Origin of the sequence: Sphingobacterium sp. xlx-130, from assembly GCF_011007405.1 — a bacterium.
GTDB classification, from domain to species: Bacteria; Bacteroidota; Bacteroidia; order Sphingobacteriales; family Sphingobacteriaceae; genus Sphingobacterium; species Sphingobacterium luzhongxinii.
This window is the reverse complement of record NZ_WFKN01000003.1, coordinates 293,728-316,565: the sequence shown is the minus strand read 5'-3', so window position 1 is coordinate 316,565 and position 22,838 is coordinate 293,728. Positions and strand designations below refer to the sequence as shown.

Sequence of the window (22,838 nt, the reverse complement as noted above, 5' to 3'; positions counted from 1 at the left end):
TTATTGGTTTTTTGTATTAATAAAGAAATGAGTGTGGAAATAATGTCGATAATATCTAGTCTTATTTGCCTATTTTTGTTTTGATTAAGGGGGATAGACTATGTATATTATATTTGATACCGAAACAACGGGTTTGCCGAAAAGATGGGATGCTCCGATTACCGATACGGACAATTGGCCTAGATGCATTCAAATTGCTTGGCAATTGCATGATGAATTAGGGAATTTGATTGAGCATCAGGACTATCTCATAAAACCGGATGGATTCGATATTCCTTTCGATTCCGAGAAAATACACGGAATTTCTACAGCTTTGGCCACTGAAAATGGTGTACCCTTACAGGATGTTCTTGTTAAGTTTAATGAAGCACTCTCAAAAGCTAAGTTTGTTGTAGGCCAAAATATCGGGTTCGATATTAATATTATGGGGTCGGAGTTTTACAGGTATAATGTAGAGTCTCCTATGAGTGGTATGCCTGTCTTAGATACATGTACTGAGGTGACGGCGAATCTACTTAAGCTTCCTGGTGGACGGGGTGGACGTTTTAAGTTACCTAACCTAACTGAGCTCCATTCTTATCTATTTGGGGTACCATTTGCCGAAGCACATAATGCAACGGCCGACGTAGAGGCTACCACTCGATGTTTCTTTGAGTTAGTACGCCAAGAGGTTTTTACGGCGGAAGACTTACAAGTTGATACCGGATATTTTGTTGACTTTAAACAGCATAATCCTTCGGCAATTTCTACGGTCGGACTTAAACATATTAATCTTAAAGCTGCGTCTGATGCTATCCGTGCACGAGATAAATCTGGACAAGATATTGTTATTGATGAAGAAAGTCTGGAGGCGCTAAAGAATGCCGCGTTCGCACACCTGCATAACCATTCTCAGTTTTCAGTTTTACAGTCTACGATTTCTATTGGAGATCTAGTATCGGCTGCGGCAAAATATAATATGCCTGCTGTTGCACTGACGGATCATGGTAATATGATGGGCGCTTTTCATTTTGTGAGTAAGGTCCTCGCTCATAATAAAGATATCGAAATAAAACAGAAAGAAGAAATTGAAGCTGGCTTAGCTCCTACAGGGCAGCTTATTAAGCCTATTGTGGGCTGTGAATTTTTTGTGTGTGAGGATAGGAAAGATAAAACTAGAAAAGACAACGGGTATCAGATTGTATTTCTAGCCAAGAATAAAAATGGTTATCATAACCTGGCCAAGATGGCATCAGCGGCTTATACAGAAGGTTTTTATTATGTTCCGCGGATTGATAAGAGCATTGTAGAGAAATATAAGGAAGATCTAATAGTTCTTTCAGGAAACCTTCAGGGGGAGGTGCCGAGTAAAGTGCTAAACGTGGGAGAGAACCAAGCTGAAGAGGCCTTGATATGGTGGAAGCAACAATTTGGCGATGATTTTTATATTGAGGTGATGCGCCATGGCCAAGAAGATGAGGAGCGTGTTAATGAGACTTTAATCCGTTTGTCGCGTAAGCATGAGGTGAAATTAGTGGCGAGTAATAATACCTATTATGTGAATAAGGTTGATGCCCATGCGCATGATATTTTACTGTGTGTAAAAGACGGAGAAAAACTTTCCACTCCAAAAGGCAGGGGAAGAGGGTTCCGTTTTGGTATGCCGAATCAAGAATACTACTTTAAATCTTCTGAAGAAATGAAGAAGGCTTTTACTAATTTGCCTGAAGCTATTTTGACAATTCAGGAAATTTTGGATAAAGTCGAAATATTTTCGCTCAATCGGGATGTCCTCTTGCCTAAATTTGAAATACCTGCAGAATTTCAGCATGCAGAAGATGAAGTGGATGGAGGTAAGCGAGGTGAAAATGCGCTGTTGAGACATTTAACTTATGTTGGGGCCAGCAAAAGGTATAAGGAAATTGATGAGGTGGTAACTGAACGTTTGGATTTTGAATTGGCTACTATCGAACGTACAGGATATCCAGGTTACTTTTTGATCGTACAGGATTTTATTGCAGAGGCTCGTAAAATGGGGGTTTCTGTAGGACCAGGGCGCGGATCTGCTGCGGGGTCTGCCGTAGCCTATTGTCTAGGTATTACGAACCTAGATCCTATTCAGTATGATTTACTATTTGAACGGTTTTTAAATCCTGACCGTGTATCCATGCCGGATATTGATATCGATTTTGATGATGAGGGACGCGGTCGTGTCATGCAATATGTAATTGACAAGTATGGAGCATCACAGGTTGCGCAGATTATTACCTACGGGACGATGGCCGCAAAATCTTCGATCAAAGATACTGCTCGTGTTTTGGATCTACCTCTTTCGGATGCCAATGAGATTGCTAAATTAATTCCAAACTTGAAACTAAGCAAGATTTTCAATTTGGAAGAAAAGGCACTCAAAGAAGTGTTGCGTACGGAGGAATTAGATGCGGTCAATCGTCTGAAATCTTTGGCCGATGGCGCAGGACTGGAGGCTGAGACAATCAAACAGGCGAGGGTGCTTGAGGGCTCTATGCGTAATACAGGAATCCATGCTTGTGGTGTTATTATTACGCCGGATGATATTACCAATTTCGTTCCTGTTTCCTTAGCGAAAGACTCTGACTTGTATGTCACCCAGTTTGATAACTCGGTAGTAGAGAGTGCTGGACTGCTCAAAATGGACTTTTTGGGGTTAAAGACATTAACGCTGATAAAGGATACGGTCGCGAATGTGAAATTGAGACATGGTGTAGAATTGGATCCAGATGAATTTCCTATTGATGATGAGTTGACATATGAGCTGTTCCAGCGTGGAGAGACTATTGGGGTGTTCCAGTATGAATCTCCTGGTATGCAGAAATACATGAAGGAGCTGAAGCCTACTGTTTTTGCGGATTTGATTGCCATGAACGCGTTATATAGACCTGGTCCAATGGAATATATCCCTTCTTTTATTAAGCGGAAGCACGGAATTGAGCCCATTGTCTATGATTTGGATGCTTGTGAAGAGTATTTGAAAGAGACGTACGGGATTACGGTTTATCAGGAGCAGGTGATGCTTTTGTCGCAAAAGTTGGCTGGGTTCTCCAAAGGTGATGCCGACGTACTGCGTAAGGCAATGGGTAAGAAGCAGAAGGCAGTACTTGATAAAATGAAACCTAAGTTTGTCGAACAAGCGGTAGAAAAAGGCCATAGTGCCAAAGTGCTTGAGAAGATTTGGACGGACTGGGAGGCTTTTGCAAGTTATGCATTCAACAAATCCCACTCCACATGTTATGCGTGGGTGGCTTATCAGACAGCTTATTTAAAAGCGAATTATCCTGCAGAATATATGGCTGCTGTACTCTCTAATAATATGAATGATATCAAGCAGGTTACCTTCTTTATGGAAGAATGTAAACGAATGGGATTGCTCGTTTTAGGCCCGGATGTCAATGAATCGCATTATAAGTTTACTGTAAATGAGAAAGGAGCTATTCGCTTTGGTATAGGAGCTGTGAAAGGTGTTGGTGCAGGAGCTGTAGATACGATTGTGCAGACACGTAGTGAAGGACCCTATAAATCGATATTTGATTTCGCAAAGCGAATCGATTTACGTTCGGCCAATAAGAAAGCTTTTGAAAGTTTGGTGCATGCTGGCGGTTTTGATAGTTTTACGGATACACATCGTGCACAGTATTTTTATAAAGATGGTGACAATAGTACTGGGATAGAAAAGGCTATTAAGTTTGGCCAACGTTTTAAGGAAAATGAACAATCGGCCCAGGCTAGTCTATTTGGCGGAGGGGCGGCTGCCGATTTGCCAGAACCTGTCCTAGCGCCGTGTACACCATGGGGACTGATTGAAAAGTTGAAATACGAAAAGGATGTAATTGGAATCTATCTTACGAGTCATCCGCTTGATAACTACAAGTTTGAGATCCAGTATTTTTGTAGTAATACGGTGAGGGATCTACAATTGATAAATAAAGTCAAAGCCTCTGAGGTAGAAGAAGATGTATTATTGGATTTCAATAGAATCAAAAATAAGGAGGCTGTTGTTGGTGGTATAATAGCCAATGCTGCTCATCGGGTTTCTAAAAATGGTAAGCCTTTTGGTTCTTTTGTGATAGAAGATTATTCCGATTCTTATGAGATAGCTGTTTTTGGAGAGGACTATGTTAAGTTTAAAGGCTATTTGCAGGATGGTTATTTTGTCCAGATTCGAGGATTGGTACAGGAGCGTTTTAAGCAGGTGGGGAATTGGGGTTTTGAGATCAAGAGTATTCAATTACTGTCTGATCTACGTGATAAACTAGCAAAGAGTTTTACGATACAGATCGCTTTGCAGCAGCTTAACGAAGAGATGATCCGCGCGATTGATGGGCTGGTCAATGCGACAGTTGAAGAGGGAGAGTTACCCAATTGTAGTTTAAAATTTACAGTCATGGATTTGCAGGAAGGATTTCTTGTCGAGATGCCGGCTAAAACAACTAAAATAAAGTTGACTAATGAGTTGATAGATGAGTTGGATAAAATGGAGGGTGTCAAGTATAAATTAAATTGATAAGGTATAGATATTTATTACAATCCGATTAGATTACAATTGTGGGCAATTGATTATATTTGTATTAAATTATAAAAAGAGGATATTATTATGGCATTAGAAATTACAGATAGCAACTTTGAAGAGCTTGTTTTGAAAGCGGATAAACCTGTATTAATTGATTTTTGGGCAGAGTGGTGTGGTCCTTGTCGTATGGTAGGTCCGATCGTAGATGAGATCGCAAAAGAATACGACGGTAAGGCTGTTGTTGGTAAAGTAAACGTAGACAATAACCCAGAGATATCGGTTCGTTTTGGTATCAGAAATATTCCTGCATTATTGTATTTTAAAAATGGTGAAATTGTAGATAAGCAGGTTGGTGCAGTTCCAAAATCAGTACTGGCTGAAAAATTGGATAAGCAATTATAAAATTATTTAAAAATATATTTAGGAAAAGCACTCAGAAATGAGTGCTTTTTTGTGTTCTATACTTTCTTAACCTACATTAAGTTTTGGGAATGACAACCGTATTATCTTTGTAGTGTAAACTTAAGGAGGTAATATAAATGAAAACTGTAGAAAATATTTTTAACCCAAAGCCAGCCCATTTCGTAGGAGATGGATTTAGAGTTCATAATTTTATTCCGAGTTATGCTCCGATGTCAAGGATGAGTCCATTTATTATGTTGGATTATAATTCAACATATAATTTTCCACCAAGTGCCATCCCTAAAGGTGTAGGTGTGCATCCACATAGAGGTTTTGAAACGGTGACTATAGCCTACAAAGGACGTGTAGAGCATGGTGATAGTTCTGGAGGAGGAGGTGTAATAGGTGAAGGGGACGTACAGTGGATGACAGCGGCCTCTGGTGTATTGCATAAGGAATTTCACGAAACAGAATGGAGTAAAACAGGGGGGGATTTTCAGATGGTACAGCTTTGGGTAAATTTACCAGCTAAAGACAAAATGAGTGCGCCTAAATACCAGGCGTTGGTGCATGCAGATATACCTAAGGTAGAATTGGAAAAAAATGCAGGGATAATTGAAGTGATATCAGGAGAATATAATGGTATTAAAGGAGGGGCGTCTACCTTTACGCCTTTGCACATGATGAACGCTAAGCTTAACAAAGGAGCTGTTGTCGAATTTGATTTTCCAGCCCATTTCAATACAGCATTATTGGTTATCTCAGGGAATGTTACTGTGAATGATACATTTAAAGCTGCTACGGATAAAATGGTTCTATTTTATAACGATGGGGATAAATTCACTGTTAATGCGGATGATGATGCTATAGTTCTGGTGTTAAGTGGGGAGCCTATTGATGAACCAATTGCATCCTACGGTCCGTTTGTAATGAATACAATGGAAGAAATACAGCAGGCCTTTGAAGACTTCAATACAGGCAAATTTGGAAATTTGGAATAAATAAAAAAAAGAGCGGTATACCCGCTCTTTTTTATTTTACCTTATACATTTCTTCACGCTGTGCTTGTACAGCTTCTGAATTGATGTATTCGTCATAGGTCATCAGCTTGTCTATGATTCCATTGGGTGTTAATTCAATAATACGATTTGCGACTGTTTCCGTTAATTCATGATCTCGAGATGTAAACAACATTGAGCCTTTGAAATCTTTCATGCCGTTGTTTAATGCTGTAATGGATTCGAGATCCAAGTGGTTTGTCGGTTCATCGAAGATTAAAAAGTTTGCACCTTGTAACATCATTTTGGAAAACATACAACGCATCTTTTCTCCACCAGATAGAACAGATACTTTTTTCATAACCTCTTCGCCAGAAAATAGCATTTTACCTAAGAAACCGCGTATAAACTGCTCATCTGCATCTGGATTGGATGTGTAGCCTCTTAACCAATCTACAAGATTGTCAGATACACCGTCAAAATAGGATGAGTTGTCCATCGGCATATCTGCAGGAGTGATGGTAATTCCCCATTTGATATCCCCTTGGTAATCTGTATCACGACCGGAGATAATATCATAGAATGCCGAAGTAACCAAGGAATTGGCTCCTAATACAGCTATTTTATCACCTTTATTGATCATGAAAGTAATGTCTTTGAAGAAAACTTCGCCATTTACTGTCTTGCTCAATCCTTCTACATGCAACGTTTGATCTCCAGGTTCTCTGTTCATCGTGTTGAACATGATAGCAGGATATTTACGATTCGAAGGTTGGATTTCATCAATATTGATTTTATCTAAGGCCTTTTTACGTGATGTAGCTTGTTTTGATTTTGAGGCATTTGCTGAGAAGCGACGAATAAATTCTTGAAGTTCTTTTACCTTATCTTCTGTTTTCTTATTCTGATCTGCTCGTTGTTTTAAGGCTAGTTGTGAAGATTCGTACCAAAAAGAGTAAGCACCAGTATAGATCGTCATCTTTCCAAAATCTATATCAACAGTATGTGTACATACAGCATCCAAGAAGTGACGGTCATGGGAAACGACTAGTACGATCGCTTCGTAAGAAGCTAAAAAGTCTTCTAACCAAGCAATAGTCTTAATGTCCAGGTCGTTGGTAGGCTCATCGAGAATTAAAATGTCAGGTTTTCCAAATAAGGCTTGTGCCAATAAGACACGAACTTTTTGATTACCATCTATTTCTGAGACTAACTTATAATGGAATTCTTCTTTAATACCTAAACTGCTTAAAAGGGTAGCGGCATTGGACTCCGCGTTCCATCCGTCCATTTCAGCAAATAAGCTCTCTAGTTCTCCTGCACGCTCACCATCTGCATCAGAGAAGTCTTCTTTCATGTAGATAGCGTCTTTCTCTTTCATGATTTTGTACAGCTCTTGATTTCCCATCATTACAGTTTCTAAAACTGTAAATTCGTCGAAAGCATAGTGATCTTGACTTAAGACCGACATTCTATCTCCAGGAGTGAAAGAAACAGATCCTGTAGTTTGATCCACCTCTCCAGAGATGATCTTTAAAAACGTGGATTTACCCGCACCGTTAGCACCAATAATGCCGTAACAGTTTCCAGGAGTGAATTTTAAATTGACATCCTCGAATAGCACACGTTTGCCAAAACGAAGGGATAGATTGGATACATTAATCATGGCGCAAAGATAAGGTTTATTTTATTTACCAACCCTATTTTATGGCAAATTCGGTAGTGATGGTTCTCTTGAATTCGATCACTTCGGGCGCGATTTTAAACCCTTGTCCTCCAAAACCTTTGTTGTACGTATCTATGCGTTCGCCACTACTGTAACCTGTGGCATCGGTACCTGATCCGTCATTGGATAGGAATAGAAGTTTTCCTAGTCTGACATCGGCTCTATCGGCAATTTTATTCGCAGATTTTAATGCATCGTCATAGGCGATCAGGTCGGCTTCTCTAAGGATGCTGTCAGCCTTAGAGTGATTAAATTGAATCTGAGCGATGCTACTTATTTTTGTGTCTAATAATTTCGCGGTTAGCTCCGTGAACTTATTCAAATCATGAAGGACGAAATCTATAGTTTGTTGAGCTTGAAATCCTACAAATTTGTAATTGCTACCCACATATTGGTAGTCTTTGTTGGCCGATATACTACTGGTCTTGATATCCTGTTCTTTATTTCCAAAACTTTCAAGTATACGCATTACTGTATCTACAGTCGCTTGTGTCTCTCGAACGGCATCCACCATTTTTGGTTTTGAAAAACTAGCGTTGATGGTTAATGTAACTTGATCGGGCATTACGCGGATTTTTCCTTCGCCACTGACTCGGATACGGTTCTGATTTTCCGTATTACTGTTACTACAGGAAATAAATGTAGCAGTTGCAAAAATACATGTAATCAAAAGGGGAAGTGATTTGAATTGTTTTGCCATAATTTTATATTTAAATAAGGATGAAACTAGGCAATAATTTCCATAAATAATTTTACAGATTATACCCGATGTTTTTTTTGTGCACTTTGCTGGGGAATCGCTCCGCATATTGTAAAACCAACGTGTTCATGTAGAAGTTACTTATACATTTATCTGCTTCAGAAATAAGATCTTCAATTTGGGTGTTTTGATTCTCTACATGGATAAAACCAAATGCAGCTAACTGATCATCCTTAAAATAAATGTAAGATTTTTCATCTAAACACCTCCCTTGATCCATAATTAGAAAAGTACTGCGTTGTCTAATTACTGAATCTAATGCTTGGTTTACTTGGTCATTATAATCTTTTACAGCAGCAATGTTGTTGTAATCTACAGCTATTTTATGTTCTGGACGTACGGAGTAAAAATAACATAATTTTGGTGAGAGTTCATATTCATCCATTAATTTTAGAAGGAGCTGATTCGCTTCTATTGCACGTTCAAAATACTGTATCGCTTTGGCTTGCTTGTTGAATGTTGAAACCAATAAACGTTTGTAGCCTCGTTGGTCCTCGTATTCAAAGAGACCGAACTTAGGTTCAAACTTTTTTAACGCTTGATTGTGTATCGGCCAATGTTGCTTTATCATTTTACACTCCATGAGAAGTGCCATTAATTCGGTACCACTCTCTTGATAGTCAATGCGGTGAATTTCGTTAATGAATAATTGCCTTTTTTGAGAGCTATTATTTCCACTAAAGTGACTTAATACTCTCTTTTTTATGTTCACCGCCTTCCCTATATAGACTATTTTGTCGCTTTTATTCTTGAAAAAATAAATGCCAGCAGACTCTGGCAATTGCAAAAAGTCTTCTTGATTGATGTGAGTAGGTAATCTATGCTCTTTGGTGTTTTTTAGTGTTGTCCCAATAATTGACTCGGTATCGTTTTTTAGAAGTCTTTCGAATAGTGTGACCGTAGCCTCTACGTCGCCCATAGCGCGATGACGGTGATGAATCGGTATCTCTAGATTTTGACATAATTTGCCAAGACTATAGGAAGCTAGATTAGGGAAGATTTTGCGGGATAGGCGAACTGTACAAAGTTTTGGCGCCTTCCAGTCATAACCCGCTTTCTTGAGTTCTTGATTTATAAAAGAGTAGTCGAAATTAACGTTGTGTGCAACGAATACACGCTTCTGTAATATGCTGTAGACTTTTTTTGCAATATCACTGAATGATGGAGCATGAGCAACCATATCGTTATTGATTCCAGTGAGTGATTGAATATGATAAGGAATGATGGTTCCAGGGTTGACGAGTGTTTCGAATTTCTCTAAGACATGTTCTCCATTGTGTACTATAATAGCGATTTCTGTAATTCCATTATCCCCTGCATAAGAGCCTGTAGTCTCTATATCCACTATTGCATATTCCATATTCCAAAAATACTAATTATATTAGTTGGTAGTGAGCAGATTTTTATTAATTTTATTGTAATGAAAAAACGCTTAATATTCTTAATTGTCGGAGGCCTATTTTTGGGTAGCCTTTTTGCTCAAGGTCAAGGCAAAAGCTTTTACAAACTGCCAGTGTATGGTAAGTATTTTGAAACAACGGAGCAGTTTCATCGTGTTGATACTGTAAAATATGGAGATATGCCTACTGGCGTGAAAAAGCTGTATACGAATAGTGCAGGGCTATTTGTTACTTTTAGATCTAACTCTCCACAATTATATGCAAAGTGGTGTACCACAGATAAAAAAGTAGGACTTAACCTCACTGCTATAGCAAATAAGGGATTAGACGTCTATATCAGAAATGGAAAAGGAATGTGGCAATATGCTGGTTCTAAGGGGACGATTAACTCTTGTGAAGAATCCTTGATTTTAGAGGACCTTGATAATACGGATAAGGAGTTTTTAATTTATCTTCCGCTATACGATGAAACTAAATCTTTAGAGATTGGAGTGCAAAATGGATCTAGTTTTGCCCCTTTGTCTAATCCTTTTAAAGGTAATATCGTTGTGTACGGGTCTAGTATTGTTCATGGGGCTTCAGCTAGTCGTCCAGGTATGGCGTATCCTGCGATTCTGTCGAGACGTACAGGGTTTAATTTTTTGAATTTTGGGGTGAGCGGTAGTGCGAAAATGGAGAAGGGAGTTGTGCACATGTTGGGAGATACCAATCCTGATTTATTTATTTTGGATTGTGTGCCTAATTCTTCACCCGAACAAGTTACGGAACGGACATCCTATTTGGTGTCTTACTTGCGCGATAAACATCCGAATACACCGATCATTATGATTCCGTCAGTAGTAAGGGAACTTAGTCATTTTAATCAGAGCTGGGGTAAGCGTAACACGCAGCAAAATGACAATTGGAAAGCGGAATACGATAAGCTCCTTGCGAAAGGTATGAAATCGCTTTATTATCTGGATACTGACCGTTTATTGGGGGATGATCATGAGGCGACTACCGATGGTACACATCCCAGCGATTTAGGTTTCATGCGGATGGTAGCGGAAATTGAACCTTTCGTACTCGATGTTATCAAGAAGCACCAGATCAATTAATAAAGAAAAGGTCTAAGTAATTACTTAGACCTTTTCTTTCAGAAGAGTATTAGAACTCTTTTCTACCGGGATATTCTAGAAGTGCTCTTTCTAAGCAGATTAAAGCACGTTTCAAATCTTCTTGATTTAGGACATAGGCTAGACGAACTTCATTTAATCCTAGCCCAACAGTACTGTAGAAACCTGTTGCTGGCGCCATCATGACCGTTTCGTTTTCGTAAGAGAATTTTTCCAACATCCATTGGCAAAATTTATCTGCGTTGTCAATTGGTAATTTTGCTACAACATAAAATGCCCCCCCGGGGTTAGGGCAGAATACGCCATCAATTTTATTTAACCCTTTTACTAATGTATTTCTACGGGCTGTATATTCTTTTGAAACCGCTTCAAAATAGGAATCAGGCGTGTCTACGGCGGCTTCGCCTGCAATTTGCCCTTCTAATGATGGGCTTAGGCGTGCTTGGGCAAATTTTAAAGCAGTTTGATAAAGACCTTTGTTTTTAGTTATCAAGCAACCGATTCGGGCTCCGCAGGCAGAGTAACGCTTTGATACGGTGTCTAAAACAACAACATTGTTTTCAAGTCCCTCTAAGTGCATAGGAGAAATAAATTCACGACCGTCGTAGCAGAATTCTCGATAAGCTTCGTCGGAGAAAAGGTATAAATCGTGCTTGATACAGATGGCCTTTAACGCTTCTAATTCTTCACGTGAATAAAGATACCCTGTTGGATTGTTTGGATTGCATATCGCAATAGCTTTTGTTTTTTCGGTAATAACCTTTTCGAAATCAGCGATAGAGGGCAATGCAAAGCCATTTTCTATATGAGATACTATCGGTTTTATTATTATATCTGAAGAACAGGCAAATCCGTTGTAGTTTGCGTAAAAGGGTTCTGGAATGATGATTTCTTCACCTGGGTTAAGACAGGATTGCATGGCTATTGTGATAGCTTCGGAACCACCATTTGTAACCAAAATATCGGTAGGTTGTATATCGTATTCTAGTTTATTGTAATATTCTGCTAGTTTATTACGATAGGAGGCGGTTCCCTCAGAAGGAGTATAGGCCCACACTTTAAAGTCTATGTTTTTTAAAGCGTTTAACATTATCTCCGGTGTTTGGATATCAGGCTGTCCAATGTTTAAATGATATATTTTCTTTCCTTCCTTTTTCGCATGATCTGCAAAAGGAGTAAGTTTTCGTATTGGAGAAGCTGGCATATCCATGCCTTTTTGTGATATCTTTGGCATATAACTATAGTTTAATGTGTTAAAATAGTGTACAAAGATACGAAAAGAGAGGGTATAAAAAAGCCGTAACAGTTTTGATCGGTTACGGCTTTTTATATGCTTTTTGGGTTGTTGTTTTATTCAACGTTACCTTTTACGGTCAATGTCTTTACAGGAGTCTTAGTGTTTGACTTAACAGTAAACGATTTTGTGAAAGGGCCTTTAGTTGCTGCATTGTATGTTACTTTAATTTTACCGGAATCACCTGGTTTAATTGGAGCTTTTGAAAAATCAGCAACAGAACACCCGCAGGATGGAGCGACTTCAGAAACAATAATAGGAGCATCTCCACCATTAGTGAATACGAATTCATAGCTCGCAGGCTTGTTAAAAGGTATAGTGCCAAAATCGTGGGTTTCTTTCTCAAATTTGAATTCTCCAACTGCGACAGCCATCGCAGATAATGAGATGAAAGCAATTAATACTGTTGCTATATTTAATAAATTTTTCATATGTGTTTTGTATTATATTTTTATCTGTCATATGGAATACACATGATTGTTCGGTCTTCGCGCTTTACATGAGTAATTCATATTTTGTAATTAACTAGTTTTTGTATCTATAAATTGTATACTTAACTCTCTTCAATAGATATGCCAAAAGTAATTGTTTTATTTGAACATACTTTGACGGCAGTCTTTAACAACAATATTTTTACATTAATTGTTTGTCTATTGGACTAGAATATATGACTTGTAATTTAAATTATACCTTCTTTTAGCAGATCTTGGATATGTATTATGCCGGAGTAATCACCATTTTGCGTAATTAATAATTGAGAAATGTTATTTTCTCTCATTTTATGTAAAGCATTTGCAGCAAGTTCGCTTACCTCAATTTCCTTTGGTTTTTTAGACATGATGTCAGCAGCCCTTAATCCGGAAATATCGTCATATTTTTCTAGCATTCTCCGGATATCACCATCTGTAATAATACCTACAATCTGTTCGTTGTCAATGACTGCTGTGGCGCCTAGACGATGCTTTGTAATAGTTATTATCAGTTGTTTTATGGAATCCTCTTTGTGTACAAAGGGTTTCGCATTGAGGTTGGAGACATCACCTACCTTGAGATAAAGTTGCTTACCAAGCGCTCCGCCTGGATGGAATTTGGCAAAGTCCTGGTCTGTAAATTGTCTTGCGGTCTGTAAGCATACTGCTAATGCATCGCCCATTGCTAGTTGTGCGGTCGTACTTGTCGTAGGAGCTAGGTTATTGGGGCAAGCTTCTTTTTCTACCGTAGTATCTAGCACATAGTCAGATTGTTCTGCTAGATAAGATTTTGTGTTCCCTACAAGACCGATAAGCTTATTTTGTGTTTGTTTGAGAAAAGGAATTAAAACTTTTATCTCGGGGGTATTTCCGCTTTTAGAGATTGCGATGATTAAGTCATCTTTCTGTATTATTCCCAAGTCCCCATGTATAGCGTCAGCAGCATGCATAAAGATGGAGGGTGTACCCGTAGAGTTTAGGGTTGCAACAATTTTCTGAGCAATGATGGCACTTTTTCCGATGCCGGTTAGGATTACTCTTCCGCGAAGGTTTAGAATAAGGTGTATAACCTGCACAAAATCATCATTAATTTTGGTTGCTAAATTTAGTAGGGCTTGAGCTTCAAGCTCCAGTACTGCGATGGCCTCTTTTTTTATTTCTGAATTGCTTTTCACGGAAAATCTCCTTATTTTTATAATACAATTCACAAAAATAAGTTATTTAAATTTTAGATAGGTGACCACCTTCTAATTTTGTAGCTGCGCAGATGGAAATAGAAAAATCTTTGTACGACAATCTCCAAGAGTTCTTTGGTTTTGATACATTTAAAGGGGATCAAGAAGCCATTATTACTAACATTTTAAATAAAAAAGATACCTTTGTTATCATGCCCACGGGAGGGGGCAAGTCAATTTGCTATCAATTGCCCGCATTGATGAGCAATGGTACAGCTATAGTAATATCGCCTTTGATAGCCTTAATGAAAAATCAGGTGGATCAATTACGTGCTTTTGGGGGAACAGATAGTATTGCACACTTTTTGAATTCTTCGCTTACAAAAGGTGAAATTACCAAAGTAAAAAGTGATGTTACTGAAGGCAAGACAAAGTTACTTTATGTCGCTCCTGAATCCTTGTCGAAAGAAGATAATGTACAGTTTTTGAAAAATATAAAGGTTTCCTTCGTTGCTGTAGATGAAGCCCATTGTATTTCGGAGTGGGGACATGATTTTCGCCCGGAGTATCGCAAGATACGTTCGATTATTAATGGAATAGGCGAGGATATCCCAATTATTGCGCTGACAGCTACCGCTACTCCAAAAGTACAGTCTGATATCCGAAAGAATCTACAGATGAATGATGCTACATTGTTTAAGTCGTCATTCAATCGTTCTAATTTATTTTATGAGGTTAGAAGTAAAAAGAATGTTGTGAAGGAGATCGTTAAGTTTATTCGTGGAAACGCTGGTAAGACTGGGATAATATACTGTTTGAGTCGGAAGAAGGTTGAGGAAATTGCGGAGGTGTTAAATATTAATGGAATTAAGGCTCTTCCATACCATGCTGGGTTGGATGCTAAAACCCGTGCTGATACGCAAGATAAATTCCTTATGGAAGATGTTGAAGTAATAGTCGCTACAATAGCTTTTGGAATGGGGATTGATAAGCCGGATGTACGTTATGTTATACATCACGATATTCCAAAGTCTATGGAGGGATATTACCAAGAAACGGGACGTGCTGGTCGTGACGGAGGTGAAGGAGTCTGTGTATCGTTTTATTCCAAGAAGGATGTTGAGAAGCTGACGAAATTCATGAAAGATAAACCTGTCTCTGAACGTGAGATAGGTACGCAAATTCTTAAAGAAGTTATTGATTACTCGGAGTCGTCTGTTTGTCGCCGAAAACAAATATTACACTATTTTGGAGAAAAATTTGATGAAACGGGTTGTAATAGTATGTGTGACAACTGTCGTGCACAAAAGATGTATTTCGATGCGGAAGAGGATCTTATAAAAATGTTGAGTTTTATCAAAGAAGAAGGGGATAAATTTGATGACCATCATATTATCAATGTGTTTTTGGGACAGAATAACCAACCGATTTCTTCTTATAAACACGACGATCATAAGTTATTCGGTTCTGGCAAGGAACAGGGGGTAAACTATTGGAATTCCCTAATTCGACAAGCGGAACTCGCAGATTTTATAAAGAAAGATATCGACCATTATGGGCTACTCGCCCTGACAGAAGACGGTAAACGTTATCTCAATAATCCATATGCTATTAAGTTTATCCTTAATAAACCTATGGAGGCTGCTGATGAGGATGGGGCCGAGGAACCAAAGCAATCCTCAGGAGCTCTTGATACCGAACTGTTGGGGATGTTGAAAGATCTACGTAAGAAAATTGCCAAACAGAAGTCTTTGCCTCCATTTGTCATTTTTCAGGACCCTTCGTTGGAAGAGATGTGTACCCTATATCCGATAACAATGGAGGAGATGAAACAAGTGCATGGAGTAGGTGCTGGTAAAGCGGTGAAGTTTGGAGCTTCCTTTGTGGAATTAATTAAGGGTTATGTGGAAGAAAAAGGAATCGATAGACCCCAAGATTTAATTGTCAAAAGTACGGCAAACAAATCTGCGTTGAAAGTAAGTATTATTCAGAATATTGACCGAAAAATAGGTTTAGAAGATATTGCTTCATCTAAAGGAATCACCTATGAAGATTTGCTGAAGGAAGTCGAGTCTATTGTGTATTCCGGAACGAAACTCAATATTAGTTATTTTGTTGATGAAATGATTGATCAAGATAGGCAGGACGAAGTGTATGATTATTTTAAATCAGCGGAGGTTGACTCTATCAAAGAAGCTTTGGCTGAGTTAGGAGAGGTAGACTACACGTATGAGGATATTCAACTTATGCGGATCAAATTTATATCAGAATTAGGAAATTAGGAAATTAGGAAAAAGATGATTGATAAATATTTGCCAGAGATCAAAAATGGCGGTTCCAAGCAGTTCTTTTTGATGGCTGGACCTTGTGCAATTGAAGGGGAAGAAATTGCGTTTCGAATAGCGGAGCGGATTATTCGTATCACAGATTCGTTGGGTATTCCCTTTATTTTCAAAGGGTCTTATAGAAAGGCAAATCGTTCAAGGATTGATTCTTTCACAGGGATAGGCGACGAAAAAGCACTTAAGATTTTAGAAAAGGTGGGACGTGAATTTGGGATACCTACGGTAACAGATATCCATGAAAGTCATGAAGCTGCAATGGCAGCAGCCTATGTTGATGTTTTACAGATTCCAGCATTTTTATGTAGACAGACAGAATTGTTAGCTGCAGCAGCAGAAACAGGGAAAGTGGTTAACATTAAGAAAGGACAGTTTTTATCTGCTGAGTCAATGGCATTTGCTGTTGATAAAGTTAAAGATTCTGGAAATGATAAGGTGATCTTGACGGATAGAGGAAACTCATTTGGTTATCAGGATTTGATAGTAGATTTTAGAGGTATCCCGACGATGCGTTCTTTTCAAGTACCCACCGTAATGGATTGTACACATTCTTTGCAACAACCTAACCAAACAACGGGAGTAACTGGAGGGAAGCCCGCTTTGATTGAGACCATTGCTAAAGCTGCTATTGCAGTGGGAGCCGATGGTCTTTTTATTGAAACACATCCTGACCCTGCAAATGCAAAGTCTGATGGTGCAAATATGCTACATTTGGATTTGCTTGAGGGACTGATGCAAAAACTGGTACGTTTACGTGAGGCGGTCATGTAGGAGAAAATAGCAAGATGATGTTTTCGGTTTGTTGTTGAAATTTTAAACAGTAAAGGCGTTTTTTAGGAACGCCTTTACTGTTTAATTTATTTTCGGATTTTTTAGAATATTTTTTAAGTTTCTCCTAAAAAATACTTTTATTTACAGAATAAATGACAATTATAACAGCTATCCTTAATTAATGGAACATCTTATTTCGACTATTTCAAGTTATGTTTGGAGCGATTTTTTTATTTACTTCTGTTTGTCGATAGGCCTTTATTTCTCTTTGCGGACAGGATTTCTTCAAATTCGTTACTTAAAAGAGATGGTTCACCTTCTTTTTAAGAAGAAGAAGTCGAAAGAGGGAATATCTTCGTTTCAAGCTTTTGCGTTGGCAATCTCTGGACGTGTAGGTACAGGTAACATCGTTGGTGTTGCTACAGCCATATTTATGGGAGGGCCCGGTGCTGTCTTTTGGATGTGGATCATAGCGTTTTTGGGATCTGCCTCTGCTTTTGTAGAATCGACTCTAGCGCAGGTTTATAAACAAAAAGAGGGTGGAGAGTTTAGAGGTGGGCCGGCTTATTATATAGAAAAGGGATTGGGGCTAAAGTGGTATGCAGCTTTGTTTGCAGTAATAACTATTTTGAGTACCGGATTTCTACTCCCTGGGGTTCAGAGTAATGCAATTAACAGTACGATAACAAATGCATTTGAATATTCCAACACTGTGATTTCTTTAGGTAGTTTTGATATGACTGTAAGTTGGGTGGGAATTGTAGTCGTACTATTACTTATAGTTATTATTATAGGTGGAGTGAAGCGATTGGGACAAGCCTCTGAGTTTATTGTACCATTTATGGCTGGGGCTTATATTTTAATGGCTTTGATTGTTATCGGTATGAATTTTATGCAGATTCCAGCAATTTTCAAACTTATCTTTACTTCGGCGTTTAGCTTGGATGCAACTTTTGGAGGGGTGGTTGGAATGGCAATCGCTTGGGGAGTTAAGCGAGGTATCTATTCAAATGAAGCAGGGCAAGGAACAGCTCCTCATGCCGCAGCTGCGGCCGATGTACGTCATCCTGCTCAACAGGGATTGGTGCAGGCTTTTTCAGTATATGTAGATACGCTCTTCGTCTGTACAGCGACTGCCTTGATGATATTGTTTACCGGTATGTACAACGTTGCTAACAGATTTGATCAGTCTGGCCATGTTGTATCTTTATTAAAGGAAAATATTACAGGGGTTGCTGCTGATGGATTTACACAGGCTGCAATCTCACATCATTTTCCGGAATTTGGTAATCAGTTTGTAGCTATCGCTTTGTTCTTCTTTGCTTTCACGACGATCATGGCTTACTATTATTATGCCGAAACTAACGTGGCTTATATCGTGAAGGGTAAGAATAAAAAGACTGTTATCTGGGGATTGCGGATTGTCTTCTTATTTTCAACTTATTTTGGTACAATCAAGACAGCAAAGCTGGCTTGGGATCTAGGAGATATTGGTGTAGGCTTGATGGCTTGGGTTAACTTAATTGCTATTGTCTTAATGAGTAAGACCGCAATGAAGGTGTGGAAAGACTATGTATCAAAACGAAAACGTGGAATTGAAGACCCTGAGTTTGATCCTAATGAACTTGGTATTAAAAATGCAGATTTCTGGGAAAAATAGGAAAAAGGTAATTTTTACTACTCCTTTTCCTATTTCCTAATTAATCCCACCAATACATGTTGTAGCAAATATTAAGACAAATGCAATAAAGAGTAGCATTAAGAAAGTGGTATAAGAGAGCTTTCTCATAATATTAAGTTTGTTTAAATAGTGAAGGTATAATTGCAAATAGTGTGCCACAGGTTGTCTTATCATTTATGTGTATAAAATATCGTATATAAATTTTAGTTTTGTGTGCAATTTAGTGATTTATATAAAATGAAATATCCATATAACGGAACTGCACACACTCGGATGAAAATATCCGAGCTTCCGAGCTCAGCGAAGATAATTATTTACATATGAACAATAAACACAAGGAAAGGAGTAAAGCCTGGGCTCTATTACCGTTAATCGCATTTGTATTAATCTATTTTTCAGCTTCTTTATACCTTAACGACTTTTACGCGGTACCAGTACTTGTGGTTTTTGTCCTGTGCTTATTTATAGCTTTTATTCAATATCCAAAGAAATCGTTCTCGGATAAATTAAAACACTTTTCTTTGGGTTCGGGTGATGAAAATATATTGGTAATGATTCTTATTTTCCTGTTAGCAGGCGCTTTCGGTAGTCTATCTAATTCAATAGGCGCAATTTCATCTACCGTTAATTTTGCTTTAACTTATGTATCACCTAGTTTTATTATTTCAGGAATCTTTTTGATATCTTGTTTTATTTCTATTTCATTAGGGACTTCTGTGGGGACCATAGTTGCTCTAGCACCAATAGCAGTAGGATTTGAATCACATGTCCCGGGAATAATGGCGCTAGCCTTAGCTGCTGTTGTAGGAGGGGCAATGTTTGGGGACAACCTGTCCTTTATATCTGATACAACTATTGCTGCTACGCGCACACAAAATATTGGCATGAGGGATAAATTTAAAGTGAATTTTGCCATTGTTTTTCCCGTGGCGGTATTGGTCTCCGTGATATATTATTTTTTAGGAGCGCAGTTCGAGCAGAAGATAAATTCGGTAAGTGTTGCTGATTATGAATTGATAAAGATAGTCCCGTATCTTGTTGTTTTTCTTTTAGCAATATTTGGATTGCAGGTTATTTGGACCTTGAGTATAGGTGTTTTGGTCGCATTAGGGATTGGTTTACTGAGTGGAGATATTAGTTTTCTAAATAGTGTTGCTGCTATCAACCAAGGATTTGCTAGTATGTTTGAACTTAGTTTACTCTGTTTAGTTATAGGAGGAGTGGTCGGTGTGATCCGATTTAACGGAGGAATCAATTATTTGCTAAATACAATCCTTGGAAAAATTAAGACAGCTAAAGGAGCAGAAATGGGGATTAGTGTATTAACTGCACTTGTGAATCTAGCTCTTGCTAATAATACGATTACCATTGTGATTGTAGGGCCTCTTGCAAAAGAAATATCTAATAAATTTTCCTTAAACCCTAAGAGGGTTGCCAGTATTCTAGATACGACCTCATGCTTTATACAAGGAATAATTCCTTATGGAGCACAGATACTTGCAGCATTAGCTGCTTCAGCAGCTGTTTTTGAAGTCGGTACTGGAAAAACTGCTTTGTCACCGTTTGAACTGATTCAATATTTATACTACCCATTTTTCACAGGCATTGCAACACTGCTATTTATTATTTTTTCTAAACGAACAAAAGGTGATATCGCCAATTAAACGTAAAAAAGGAGCTTATAAGCTCCTTTTTTATGAATTCTATATCTTGATGATTAATGTTTGAAATGTCTAACACCAGTGGTTACCATTGCTATTCCTTTTTCATTAGCCATGTCAATAGATAGTTGATCTTTGATTGATCCGCCTGGTTGCAATACGGCTACAATGCCCGCTTCCGACGCTATTTCTACGCAATCCGGAAAAGGGAAGAAAGCATCGGATGCCATAGATGAACCTTTTAAGTCAAATCCAAAAGCATTAGCTTTTTCGATGGCTTGTTTTAATGCGTCAACACGAGAAGTCTGTCCAACCCCTGAAGTTATTAATGTGCCATTTTTGGCAAAGACTATCGTATTTGATTTAGTATGCTTTACAATTTTGTTAGCAAAAAACAGATCCTCTAATTGAGTTGATGTAGGTACAACAGTCGTAACAGCTGTCATTTGTCCTGGACCTTCGACAGTGTTGTCTTTATCTTGCTGGATTACTCCATTTAGCAAAGTTTTGAACTGTTGTGTTGGTAATTCAACCTGTTTACGTACTAAGATGATGCGGTTTTTCTTTTCTGTTAGTATTGCTATAGCTTCTTCTGTATACGAAGGAGCGATGAGCACTTCGAAAAACAAGTTGTTTATTTCTTTCGCTGTTTCGCCATCAACTGTACCGTTTGTAATCAATACGCCACCAAAAGCTGATACCGGATCACAGGCCAAAGCAGCGATCCACGCCTGTTTCACTGTGGGACGGGAAGCAACTCCACACGCATTTGTGTGCTTTAAAATAGCAAATGTAGGTTCTTGAAATTCATCGATGATCGCGACAGCCGCATCAACGTCAACCAAATTGTTATAAGAAAGCTCTTTCCCGTTCAATTTGTCAAACATGGCATCAAGATTACCAAAGAATACGCCTTTTTGATGAGGATTCTCTCCGTAACGTAATACTTGAGCCTTTTGCTCAGACTGCTTGAATACTTCTAGAGGTTCAGTTTGGTTGAAATAGTTGAATATTGCCGTGTCATAATGCGAAGATGTATTAAAGGCACGCTTAGCAAATGATTTGCGTTGTTCTAGTGTAGTTGTCCCTTCTTGATTTGCTAAAATATCTTCTAATTCTTTATAGTCATTTTTGGAGGAGATGATGACAACATCGTTGAAATTTTTTGCTGCAGCGCGAATTAGAGATATTCCCCCAATATCGATTTTTTCGATAATATCTTCATCAGCTGCACCTGAAGCTACCGTTTCTTCAAAAGGGTATAAATCGACAATTACCAAGTCGATTTCGGGAATTTCGAATTGTTCGAGTTGTTTCTTGTCATCTTCTAATGGACGGCGGGATAAGATACCACCAAATATTTTTGGATGTAATGTCTTAACTCGGCCTCCAAGTATAGAAGGGTAGCTCGTTAAATCTTCAACACGTTCTACTCCAATTCCTAAATCACGGATAAAGGCTTCCGTACCGCCTGTAGAGTAGAAAGTAACTCCGTATTTGTTTAAAAGTTGGATAAGGGGGGCAAGGTTGTCTTTGTAATAGACTGAAACCAATGCATTTTTAATCTTAACAGGATGATTCATTATTTTTTTCTGAAAGTGTCAGTGTTTTATTGCCATCAAGAACTTTTTTGCCTGTTCCTAAGTGGTGTATGAAAGTTTTTATTTAAAGTTGCAAAGTTACAAAATTCTGTATTTAATCCCTATTGCTATGTTTTAAATTCGTGTAAAAACGAAAACTGTTGTCTTAACAATACGTATGAAAGCTAATCGGGCCAAACTTCTTCACTAGAGAAAGCTTGGCCCGATTAGTTTTAATTGTACTTTTTTATAAGGTTTTCTATTACTTTAGGGTAGTGGAGATGTTCGAGTTGTTGTCCGTTAAATTTCAGAATCTCTAGTGTATCCCCCTTTTCAACCTTGAAACGGCCTTGATAAATAATTTCCCCTTCATCAAAATTTTCATTCACAAAATGTATTGTGATACCATGTTCATCATCTCCGGATAGGAGGACAGCATTGTGAACACGATCACCATACATCCCCTTTCCTCCATGTTTAGGAAGGAGACTTGGGTGTATATTGATAATTTTGTTGGGAAAGGCACTTAGAAGATTTTGGGGAATCAACCATAAAAATCCAGCTAATACCACCAAGTCGATCTCTAATCTTTTTAGGAGAGAAACAACTTCATCGGTTTGATAAAAGTCATGTCTGTCAAAAACATGTGATGGGATTTCAAAGTTGTCCGCCCGCTGCAATACATAGGCATCAGGATTGTTACTTAATACTAACGCGACTTCCGCATCATCAGAATACTTGAAGTGTTCCATGATTTTTTGCGCATTAGAACCTGAACCGGAAGCAAAAATAGCTATTCTCTTTTTCATTGAATAAATTGTTCTTTTACGTAATGGAGCTCTTATTTTGTAATACCCCAAACTTAGCTAAAAATCTTGGTCTTTACGATTCTTGCCTTTAAAAAACTGGATATAACAGGGGTAAAAACATATAAAAAG

16 protein-coding genes are annotated in these 22,838 nt (G+C 38.2%); 8 read left to right on the top strand and 8 right to left on the bottom strand.

Annotated features, from left to right (window positions below; all coding sequences use genetic code 11):
- Positions 1–100: 100 nt before the first annotated feature.
- From dnaE to G7B18_RS04650, 3 genes are all read left to right on the top strand, one after another.
- On the top strand, positions 101–4,519 hold the full coding sequence (gene dnaE, locus G7B18_RS04660) for a DNA polymerase III subunit alpha (RefSeq protein WP_164108125.1): 4,419 nt from the start codon (positions 101–103) through the stop codon (positions 4,517–4,519).
- 90 nt (positions 4,520–4,609) lie between these two features.
- Positions 4,610–4,927 carry a thioredoxin gene (gene trxA / locus G7B18_RS04655; protein ID WP_079641789.1) on the top strand — a complete coding sequence of 106 codons (318 nt, stop codon included), beginning with the start codon at positions 4,610–4,612 and terminating at the stop codon, positions 4,925–4,927.
- Positions 4,928–5,064: 137 nt separating this feature from the next.
- The gene (locus G7B18_RS04650) at positions 5,065–5,928 is read left to right on the top strand and encodes a pirin family protein (protein ID WP_164108126.1); all 864 of its coding nucleotides are present in this window, start codon (positions 5,065–5,067) and stop codon (positions 5,926–5,928) included.
- Positions 5,929–5,959: 31 nt separating this feature from the next.
- Here G7B18_RS04650 and G7B18_RS04645 read toward each other — a convergent pair whose 3' ends face one another.
- Genes G7B18_RS04645 through G7B18_RS04635 form a run of 3 tightly spaced genes read right to left on the bottom strand, consistent with a single transcriptional unit; the run spans position 5,960 to position 9,771 of the window.
- Positions 5,960–7,591: an ABC-F family ATP-binding cassette domain-containing protein gene (locus G7B18_RS04645; RefSeq protein ID WP_079641785.1), complete on the bottom strand. Its 1,632-nt coding sequence runs from the start codon at positions 7,589–7,591 to the stop codon at positions 5,960–5,962.
- Between the two features lie 34 nt (positions 7,592–7,625).
- Positions 7,626–8,351, bottom strand: a complete 726-nt coding sequence (locus tag G7B18_RS04640) for an SIMPL domain-containing protein (protein ID WP_164122134.1) — start codon at positions 8,349–8,351, stop codon at positions 7,626–7,628.
- A gap of 52 nt (positions 8,352–8,403) precedes the next feature.
- Positions 8,404–9,771 carry an exonuclease domain-containing protein gene (locus G7B18_RS04635; RefSeq protein WP_164108128.1) on the bottom strand — a complete coding sequence of 456 codons (1,368 nt, stop codon included), beginning with the start codon at positions 9,769–9,771 and terminating at the stop codon, positions 8,404–8,406.
- 60 nt (positions 9,772–9,831) lie between these two features.
- Here G7B18_RS04635 and G7B18_RS04630 point away from each other — a divergent pair, with 60 nt between their 5' ends.
- Positions 9,832–10,908 carry an SGNH/GDSL hydrolase family protein gene (locus G7B18_RS04630; RefSeq protein WP_164108129.1) on the top strand — a complete coding sequence of 359 codons (1,077 nt, stop codon included), beginning with the start codon at positions 9,832–9,834 and terminating at the stop codon, positions 10,906–10,908.
- Between the two features lie 49 nt (positions 10,909–10,957).
- Here G7B18_RS04630 and G7B18_RS04625 read toward each other — a convergent pair whose 3' ends face one another.
- The 3 genes from G7B18_RS04625 to G7B18_RS04615 form a co-directional block, all read right to left on the bottom strand.
- Positions 10,958–12,160 carry a pyridoxal phosphate-dependent aminotransferase gene (locus G7B18_RS04625; RefSeq protein ID WP_164108130.1) on the bottom strand — a complete coding sequence of 401 codons (1,203 nt, stop codon included), beginning with the start codon at positions 12,158–12,160 and terminating at the stop codon, positions 10,958–10,960.
- 116 nt (positions 12,161–12,276) lie between these two features.
- A complete protein-coding gene (locus G7B18_RS04620) occupies positions 12,277–12,651 on the bottom strand; it encodes a DUF1573 domain-containing protein (RefSeq protein WP_164108131.1) in 375 nt (124 codons plus the stop codon).
- 248 nt (positions 12,652–12,899) lie between these two features.
- Positions 12,900–13,865, bottom strand: a complete 966-nt coding sequence (locus tag G7B18_RS04615) for an SIS domain-containing protein (protein ID WP_164108132.1) — start codon at positions 13,863–13,865, stop codon at positions 12,900–12,902.
- Positions 13,866–13,957: 92 nt separating this feature from the next.
- On the opposite strand from G7B18_RS04615, the gene recQ reads away from it, so the two are divergent.
- The 4 genes from recQ (at position 13,958) to G7B18_RS04595 (ending at position 20,323) form a co-directional block, all read left to right on the top strand.
- Entirely contained in the window at positions 13,958–16,147 is a 2,190-nt protein-coding gene (recQ, locus tag G7B18_RS04610; RefSeq protein ID WP_164108133.1) for a DNA helicase RecQ, read from the top strand.
- Between the two features lie 15 nt (positions 16,148–16,162).
- The gene (gene kdsA, locus G7B18_RS04605) at positions 16,163–16,978 is read left to right on the top strand and encodes a 3-deoxy-8-phosphooctulonate synthase (RefSeq protein ID WP_164108134.1); all 816 of its coding nucleotides are present in this window, start codon (positions 16,163–16,165) and stop codon (positions 16,976–16,978) included.
- 181 nt (positions 16,979–17,159) lie between these two features.
- Positions 17,160–18,638: an alanine/glycine:cation symporter family protein gene (locus G7B18_RS04600; protein WP_164122133.1), complete on the top strand. Its 1,479-nt coding sequence runs from the start codon at positions 17,160–17,162 to the stop codon at positions 18,636–18,638.
- Positions 18,639–18,979: 341 nt separating this feature from the next.
- A complete protein-coding gene (locus tag G7B18_RS04595; protein WP_164122132.1) occupies positions 18,980–20,323 on the top strand; it encodes a Na+/H+ antiporter NhaC family protein in 1,344 nt (447 codons plus the stop codon).
- Between the two features lie 53 nt (positions 20,324–20,376).
- On the opposite strand, the gene purH is transcribed toward G7B18_RS04595, so the two are convergent.
- The gene (purH, locus tag G7B18_RS04590) at positions 20,377–21,903 is read right to left on the bottom strand and encodes a bifunctional phosphoribosylaminoimidazolecarboxamide formyltransferase/IMP cyclohydrolase (protein WP_164108137.1); all 1,527 of its coding nucleotides are present in this window, start codon (positions 21,901–21,903) and stop codon (positions 20,377–20,379) included.
- Between the two features lie 230 nt (positions 21,904–22,133).
- Positions 22,134–22,709 (bottom strand): phosphoribosylglycinamide formyltransferase, encoded by a 576-nt coding sequence (gene purN / locus G7B18_RS04585; RefSeq protein WP_164108138.1) that lies wholly within the window; start codon positions 22,707–22,709, stop codon positions 22,134–22,136.
- Positions 22,710–22,838 lie beyond the last annotated feature (129 nt).

Excerpts from the sequence above, each read along its gene's own strand:
- dnaE (WP_164108125.1), top strand. The coding sequence starts at position 101 with ATGTATATTATATTTGATACCGAAACAACGGGTTTGCCGAAAAGATGG.
- G7B18_RS04645 (WP_079641785.1), bottom strand. The coding sequence starts at position 7,591 with ATGATTAATGTATCCAATCTATCCCTTCGTTTTGGCAAACGTGTGCTA.
- trxA (WP_079641789.1), top strand. The coding sequence starts at position 4,610 with ATGGCATTAGAAATTACAGATAGCAACTTTGAAGAGCTTGTTTTGAAA.
- purN (WP_164108138.1), bottom strand. The coding sequence starts at position 22,709 with ATGAAAAAGAGAATAGCTATTTTTGCTTCCGGTTCAGGTTCTAATGCG.
- G7B18_RS04595 (WP_164122132.1), top strand. The coding sequence starts at position 18,980 with ATGAACAATAAACACAAGGAAAGGAGTAAAGCCTGGGCTCTATTACCG.
- G7B18_RS04640 (WP_164122134.1), bottom strand. The coding sequence starts at position 8,351 with ATGGCAAAACAATTCAAATCACTTCCCCTTTTGATTACATGTATTTTT.
- G7B18_RS04650 (WP_164108126.1), top strand. The coding sequence starts at position 5,065 with ATGAAAACTGTAGAAAATATTTTTAACCCAAAGCCAGCCCATTTCGTA.
- purH (WP_164108137.1), bottom strand. The coding sequence starts at position 21,903 with ATGAATCATCCTGTTAAGATTAAAAATGCATTGGTTTCAGTCTATTAC.
- G7B18_RS04630 (WP_164108129.1), top strand. The coding sequence starts at position 9,832 with ATGAAAAAACGCTTAATATTCTTAATTGTCGGAGGCCTATTTTTGGGT.
- G7B18_RS04620 (WP_164108131.1), bottom strand. The coding sequence starts at position 12,651 with ATGAAAAATTTATTAAATATAGCAACAGTATTAATTGCTTTCATCTCA.
- kdsA (WP_164108134.1), top strand. The coding sequence starts at position 16,163 with ATGATTGATAAATATTTGCCAGAGATCAAAAATGGCGGTTCCAAGCAG.
- G7B18_RS04635 (WP_164108128.1), bottom strand. The coding sequence starts at position 9,771 with ATGGAATATGCAATAGTGGATATAGAGACTACAGGCTCTTATGCAGGG.
- recQ (WP_164108133.1), top strand. The coding sequence starts at position 13,958 with ATGGAAATAGAAAAATCTTTGTACGACAATCTCCAAGAGTTCTTTGGT.
- G7B18_RS04600 (WP_164122133.1), top strand. The coding sequence starts at position 17,160 with ATGGAACATCTTATTTCGACTATTTCAAGTTATGTTTGGAGCGATTTT.
- G7B18_RS04625 (WP_164108130.1), bottom strand. The coding sequence starts at position 12,160 with ATGCCAAAGATATCACAAAAAGGCATGGATATGCCAGCTTCTCCAATA.